General features: G+C 66.9%; 4 protein-coding genes. 2 read left to right on the forward strand and 2 right to left on the reverse strand.

All coding sequences use genetic code 11. The annotated features are described in order from the left end of the window. On the reverse strand, positions 1-731 hold a 731-nt coding region (locus ACFDSW_RS06310; protein ID WP_375249427.1), incomplete at its 3' end, for a glycosyltransferase. A gap of 349 nt (positions 732-1,080) precedes the next feature. Then, the gene (locus tag ACFDSW_RS06315) at positions 1,081-1,497 is read right to left on the reverse strand and encodes a PaaI family thioesterase (protein WP_375249428.1); all 417 of its coding nucleotides are present in this window, start codon (positions 1,495-1,497) and stop codon (positions 1,081-1,083) included. 149 nt (positions 1,498-1,646) lie between these two features. Between ACFDSW_RS06315 and ACFDSW_RS06320 the strand changes: the two genes are divergently transcribed. Further along, a complete protein-coding gene (locus ACFDSW_RS06320) occupies positions 1,647-3,977 on the forward strand; it encodes a TonB-dependent receptor plug domain-containing protein (RefSeq protein WP_375249429.1) in 2,331 nt (776 codons plus the stop codon). A gap of 42 nt (positions 3,978-4,019) precedes the next feature. Continuing rightward, the gene (locus tag ACFDSW_RS06325) at positions 4,020-4,919 is read left to right on the forward strand and encodes a LysR family transcriptional regulator (RefSeq protein WP_375249430.1); all 900 of its coding nucleotides are present in this window, start codon (positions 4,020-4,022) and stop codon (positions 4,917-4,919) included. The last annotated feature ends 42 nt before the right edge of the window (positions 4,920-4,961 follow it).

Genomic DNA, 4,961 nt, shown 5'->3' on the forward strand with positions numbered 1-4,961 from the left:
GACGCTCTTCCGATCTCTCCGCTGCCACAAAAAAATGCCGCATTGAAGCAGTTCTTCGAAGGCTGAATCGCCTCGTAAAACATGCTTTGCTCATTCCAGAGGGGATGGCGTGTGGTTTTACGAAACTGAACACTGGTCGTGTTATAAAATAGCTGCGGCGTTTGAACGAAGGCGAGTTTGGGATCGTTGAAATATCCGATCGTCCGCTCGATGATACGCGGCTGTGGTACATGATCGCAATCAAGGAACAGCATGAACTCGGCATCACTGTGCACGATGCCGGCATTCATGTTGCCCGCCTTGGCATGCGTGTTGTCCTGGCGCGCAATATATTTGGCCCCCAATGATTCGGCCATAAAGCGCATGCCCAGCCGGCATCCGTCGTCGAGCAGGTAGACGTCGCGCGCGCCGCGAACATGTAGTGCGCCGATCACCGTCAGCTTCACTACTTCTTCGGGTTCATTGTAGGTCGGGATGAAAATATCGACGGTTCGCGGCGCAGCCGGGCGGCGAAATACCGGTATCGAAATCTTGCGGGCCGTTCCAAGATATAGCAGGGTCAGCGCGACGCTTAAGCATTCGCTAAGTGCGAGTGGCCAGAAATACCACTCTCCCCAATAATGAACAGTCCAGAGACGCCAAACTATATAGGGGATGGCAACAAGCATATAGAGAGGGAAGGCAACGCGGGCTGCCCAATTCCGCTTCCGTTCTACAAGCTCGTTTTCCATTTTCGACGTATCACCCCCGCCGCATATTGCCGCTGCCCGAATCAGTATTTGGTCGGCGCCTATATGACTCGAGTGGGACCGGTATCATACGGAGGATGTTCAGGCCCAAGTCCCATTCCGGAACAGCGGAAGCGCGTGAAACAACGTTCGTGGCGCGCGGCCTAATCGTAAGCTATTGTGTTAGCGCAAACTTTCCCAATTCCGACCGGTTCGGATGCGATCGGGCGGAAATGCTGCGACTGCGTAGAAATGCTGCGGTTGCGCAGATCTTTGGCCTGCCAGGCGCAGGCGATGCTTGTCGCCGCCGGGTCTCTCGTACCTCGCCTGGCGGCGGCAACCGTGGAGTCGCTCAGGAGAAGGCGAAGGTGGCGTTCGCGCGCGCGATCGTGCGATCGCCTACCGTGGCCAGCGCCTCGGTGACCGCGGTGCGCCGGCCGGCGTGGATGAAGCCGGTGGTGATCACCAGCCACTCGCCGATCTCGGCACGGTCGAGATAGTCGATCGACAATGACGTGGTGATCGCACCGCGCGCCGGCGCGCGCCCTTCCGCGGCGAGCATCTCGCCCAAGCTCAGACCCATCGCATTGTCGGCGAGTGCGGCGATCAGGCCGCCGTGGACCAGGCCGCGCGAATTGGTGTGCGCGGTCCGCACCTCCAGTGCGAGGAGATAGCGCTGGTTCGCGCGGCGGGCGTATAGCGGCGCCCACGGGGCGGTGAGCGGCGACGTGCGATCGTGCGGCACGAAGCCATCGGGGATGTCGGTCAAGGCTCGTTCCTCTCTCCTGCAGAGTATAGCATGCGCGGGCGCGCCGGGGGTGTTGTCCCGAGCGCAACGGGCGTGCGCACCGCCGCGATCTTCGCCTCGCCGCACCAGGGGTAAGAGCGTCCCCGCAGACGACGAGCGGGGACCGGAAGATGCGCAAGGGGCAATGGGCGGGACGAATCGTAGCAGCCACGGTCGCGTGCGGCGCCGTGCCGGCGGCGGCGCAATCGGACGGGGCGATGCCGGTGGGCGTCACCAGGGGCGGTGACGCGACGGGTGACGACATCATCGTCACCGGCACGCGCGCCGCCGGGCGCGGCGCGCTGGCCTCGTCGGCGCCGATCGATGTCGTGTCGGGGGAGACGCTGACGGACAGCGGCTATCCCGACCTAGGCCGCGCCCTGAACTTTTTGCAGCCGTCGGTGAACTTCGCGCGCGCCGCGACCACCGCGACCGCGGCGAACACCCGGCCGGTGACGCTGCGCGGCCTTTCACCCGACCAGACGCTGGTGCTGGTGAACGGCAAGCGCCGTGCCGCGAATGCGGTGCTCAACGTCAACAATTCGATCGGGCGCGGCGCGGCCGGGGTCGATCTCGACACGATCCCGGAGGCCGCGATCGAGCGGATCGAGGTGCTGCGCGATGGCGCCGCCGCCCAATATGGCTCCGACGCGATCGCCGGGGTGGTGAATATCATCCTGAAGTCGAACGCGCACGGCGGCGCGGCCGAGCTGGTCGGCGGCATCACCGAGGAAGGCGACGGGTTGCTCGGCGTGGTGAGCGCGAATGCGGGGCTGCCACTGGGGGAGGGCGGGCACGTCACCGGCACCGTCAGCGCGCGACAGATGGACCCGACCAACCGGGCCTTCGTCGACCAGCGGCTGGGGCGTATCACCTATCGTATCGGCGATCCGCGCACCGATGTTGCGAGTGCTGTGCTCGATGCAGCGCTGCCGCTGGGCGGCGTGGAACTGTACGGCTTTGGCACCTATACCCGGAAGCTGTCGAACAACGCCGCTGGGTTTCGCCTGCCGGGCTTCTCGCCGGTCTATCCGAACGGTTTCCTGCCGATCATCGCGCCGCGGATCACCGACATCAGCGCGACGCTGGGTGTGCGCGGCACGCTGGCCGGCCTCCGCGCCGATCTGAGCCAGAGCTACGGCCGCAACCGCGCCGACTTCAGCGTGTACGACACCGCCAACGTGTCGCTGGGCGCGGCGAGCCCCACGCGCTTCGACTCGGGCGGGGTCACCTATAGCCAATATGTCACCGACCTGACGCTCTCGCGCGCGCTGGACGGTATTTTGGCGGGCGGCAATATCGCGGCGGGCGGCCAGTATCGGCGTGAACGCTATGCGATCCGCAGTGGCGCGCCGGCCGCCTATTTCGGCCTCGGAGCGGACGGCTTCGCCGGGTTCAATCCGCGTACCCCCACCGACGAGAAGCGCGATGCCTGGGCGGCTTTCCTCGATGCCGAGCTGCGCCCGGTCGCGGCGCTGCTGCTGGGCGGGGCGTTGCGCTACGATCATTACGACGATTTCGGCGGACAGATGACGTGGCGGGCCACCGCCCGGCTCGACGCGGCGGCCGGCCTGGCGATCCGGGGCACGATCGGCACGGGGTTTCGCGCGCCATCGCTGCAACAACGATATTTCAGCGCGATCCAGGGCGCGACGAGCGCCGGACGGCTGGTGACGGTGGCGACCCTGCCCGTCGGCGACCCGGTCGCGCAGGCGCTCGGCGCGACCGCGTTGAAGCCGGAGCGGTCGCGCAACGTGACAGCGGGCGTCGTCATCGGGCCGTTCGACGGTTTCTCCTTCACGGTCGACTATTTCCATATCCGCATTCGCGACCGGATCGCGCTCAGCGAGCAACTGGGCGGGACGGCGGTGGCGGCGGTATTGGCGCGGAACGGCATCACCGGCTTCAGCCAGGTGCGCTTCTTCACCAACGCGGTCGACACCACGACCAGGGGTGTCGAGGCGACCGCGCGCTGGGCGGGCGATATCGGCGCCAGCACGCGATTGTCGGTGGCGGCGGGCTACAGCTATCTCAACAATCGCCTCGACATATTACGCGCGAATCCGGTGCTTCCCACGCTGCCGTTGCTCGCCACCAAGTCGATCCTGTTCCTCACCGCCGCGCAGCCGCGCGCCAAGGCAACGTTCCAGTTCAATCTGACCCGCGGCCCCCTCGATCTCGGCGTCAACGCCGCGGCCTTCGGCACCTATACCTCGCAACCTCTCGTCGCGGTGCAAACCTTTGGCGGGAAGGAAACGGTCGACCTGTCGGCGGGCTATCGCTGGAACGACGGCCTCCGCCTCGGCGTGGTGATCCAGAATCTCTTCGATGCGAAGCCCGATACGATCGTGGATCAGGGCAGCGTGATCGCGGCCACCGGCGGCAGCTTCCCCACTGGCGAGGAAACGCCGATCGGCCTCAACGGGCGCAGCTACGTCGTGCGTCTTTCCGCGCGCTTCTAACGCTGTCGTAAAACGGGAACGCGGCAACGCCATAAGGGGGCGATGCTGCGCAAGACTCCGCCACTCGAAGCGATCGAGGCGTTCGTCGCCGTGGCGCATGCGGGTGGGCTGCGTGCGGGGTCGGTCGCGCTGGCGCTCAGCCCTTCGGGCACGAGCCGCCGCATTTCGTCGCTGGAAGGGTTTCTCGGCGTAGCGCTGTTCGATCGCAGCGGCCCGGGCCTTCGGCTGACGCCCGCGGGGGAACGCTATCTCGCGCTGATCGAGCCTGCGGTCGCCGCGATCGGGCGCGCGACGACGATGCTCGGCGCGGACCCCGACCGGGTCACGCTGGCCACATCGCACAGCATGGCGACGCACTGGATCGCGCCGCGCATGGCGCGACTGAAGCAGGAAGAGGGCATCGACCTCGATGTCGTGCCGACGCGCGATCCTGACATCCTGCGCTCCGGCGAAGCGCAGCTCGCGCTCTGGGGCGGGGTCGAGATTGCCGATTTCCACGCCGAACCGATCATCGACGTCGACGCGCGTCCGGTCTGCGCACCGCGCCTGGCGGACGGTCGCGCCGGCCCGGAAAGCGAGGCGGCGCTGACCGACTATCCACTGCTCGGCGTGCGCGAGCCGCACGATATGTGGAACCGCTGGCTCGCGGGGGCGGGGCTTGCGGGGGAGCGGTCGATCAGGAGCTTCGCCACGCTGGGGATGATGTACGAAGCCGCGGCGGCGGGGATGGGGGTCGCGCTCGCGGTGCCGATGCTGTGCGAACGGCCGCTGGCGGCGGGCCTGCTGGCGCCCTGCGGACGCGCGCTCCCCACCGGCGAGCGTTACCGCCTCTATCGCGCGGGGCGCCGCGCGGCGCGCTCGCCCGCCGAGACGCGGCTGATGCATTGGCTGAAGCGGGAAGCGACCGCCTCGCGCGCGCGGTTCGACGCCCTCAGCGCGTGATCGCGGCGAGCGTCCGCGCATAGCCGCGCATCGTCACCAATG

The sequence above is a fragment of the Sphingomonas sp. genome (genome assembly GCF_042091075.1).
Classification (GTDB): domain Bacteria; phylum Pseudomonadota; class Alphaproteobacteria; order Sphingomonadales; family Sphingomonadaceae; genus Sphingomonas.